Consider the following 1,741-nt stretch of genomic DNA (forward strand, 5'->3'; position numbering starts at 1 on the left):
CCGACATTCCGCATCAAATTCAGGAATAAATCTCTTGGTATAATGTGCCAAGTACATCTATGATCACCTGCTGGCGCTCCTGTTTGTCTGTGATTACGGGGGGAGAGTCACCAATACTGACTTCGTGGATCCCACTAAAACACAGAAATACCCATCGTGCCGTTGGCTTCTGGGACGGTTTCTTTTTCATGTCAGGGAAGTATTGTTGTCTTTCTTTTAATGACGTTCGGATCCGGTGTTCAAGGGCGGCGTATATCATCAGACTGCACGTCATCACCATGAGCAGCGCTTCAATCCTTTCCGGTTTCTTTAGAAACAGTGAGGATGTCAGGAATTCCGGACTTTTGAGAAAACGAAATCCCCGCTCAACATGTTGCTGGGATTTGTAGGTATCTAACAATGTCTGCATACTGAGTTCCCCGCTACAATCATTGGTTGCGAGGATAAACATCCCAGTTTGCGCCTGAGCTATTCCAACTTTATCCAAACAGGTGGCTATCAGCCCATCGAGTTGGTATTCATAGTATGCTGGCTGTTGTCCTTTTTTGGGGCGACCTTTACCTAAGAACACGGGGTGGGCTATACAGTCAAACTCACTGATGCGGGTTGTTTTTAACGTCTTGCTAAAGACTTTCATTGCCGTCTCGGCATCGGTCTGGCAGGCAAAGCGTTGCTTACACAATTTAATAAATTGCTTGTGCTCTTTTTCACTGCTTTTAAGTAAATTGCGGGCCAGCGTCTGCTGCTCCCGTTTAGTCGCCTGCTCACTGCGCAGAATCAACCATTTCTGTTTCACTCCGGCATAGTCTGCATCCACCCAACAACCGTGGTAACCGTTACCCATGGCAGTGAGACTGGCTTCCGTCACGTTGCTTACGTGCTGCCTGGCGTCTTTGATGGTCATGGGGACTCGTGAAATAAACAATTGGTTCTGTGTTGCCAGGGCAGTGATAGATTCTTCGGTATAAAGCGCCGCATCGGCAACAAAATATCGGCATTGTTGTGCGGCCTTTAAACACTGAATATGGTGACGGGTGACTTCTGCAAAAGCTTTCTGGTCATTCGTATTGCCACTTAAAGCCTGCATATAGACAGGGATACCGGCTTGATTTTCACAAATCAGCTCCAGTATCACCTGGTTTAATTCTGGCCGGTGGTCCCGGCTGTAACCTTTAACCAGCTCAATGCGTTTAGTCTCGCTATCTTGTTCATCAACAGCGTATTCACCATCGACATGAAAACTGGTGATATCCAGGTGCACAGCGTTACTGGCTAACCCCAGAGTGTCGACCACTCGCTCAGCCATGACTTGATATAGCGACGACACGTCTGCTTCATAGAGGGCATCAAGACACCGACCAAGTACATCATCATTCAGGTGCTTGGCCTTTACACCCGGACCAATCAGGCGTTCAGTGGGTTTGTCAGCGAAAAAATCTGCAAACATGTGTAGGGTGCGACTGTGAAAACCCAAACCATTGAGAAGCATGGCGACAAAGGCTTCTCCATGAGTCACCTTATGCTCATTGTTTTTTGGGATAACCGCGTCAATCATCTTAGCGATACCAAGCTCCCGACACATACCGGATACTAAACCAAGATGGTCCATGCGTTTGATAGTTAACCCTGATAGGGAGGAAGTAGAAATAGCCATTTTGCTGCACCCAAAGATGAGTAATAGATCAAAATGGGGGATCGGTGTCAAGAAAAATAAATCAGTTAATTAGGTGCGGAATGACGG

Annotated in this window: 1 protein-coding gene; it reads right to left on the reverse strand. The window is 47.0% G+C overall.

From position 1 onward, the window contains the following. Window positions 1–19 precede the first annotated feature (19 nt). Window positions 20–1,654, reverse strand: coding sequence for an IS1634 family transposase (locus ACFI6J_RS21410; protein WP_156086140.1), 1,635 nt, complete (start codon window positions 1,652–1,654; stop codon window positions 20–22). Between the last annotated feature and the right edge of the window lie 87 nt (window positions 1,655–1,741).

The organism is Alteromonas sp. G4i13 (genome assembly GCF_054960505.1).

Coding starts and splice junctions, on each gene's coding strand:
- ACFI6J_RS21410 (WP_156086140.1), bottom strand. CDS start 1,654: ATGGCTATTTCTACTTCCTCCCTATCAGGGTTAACTATCAAACGCATG.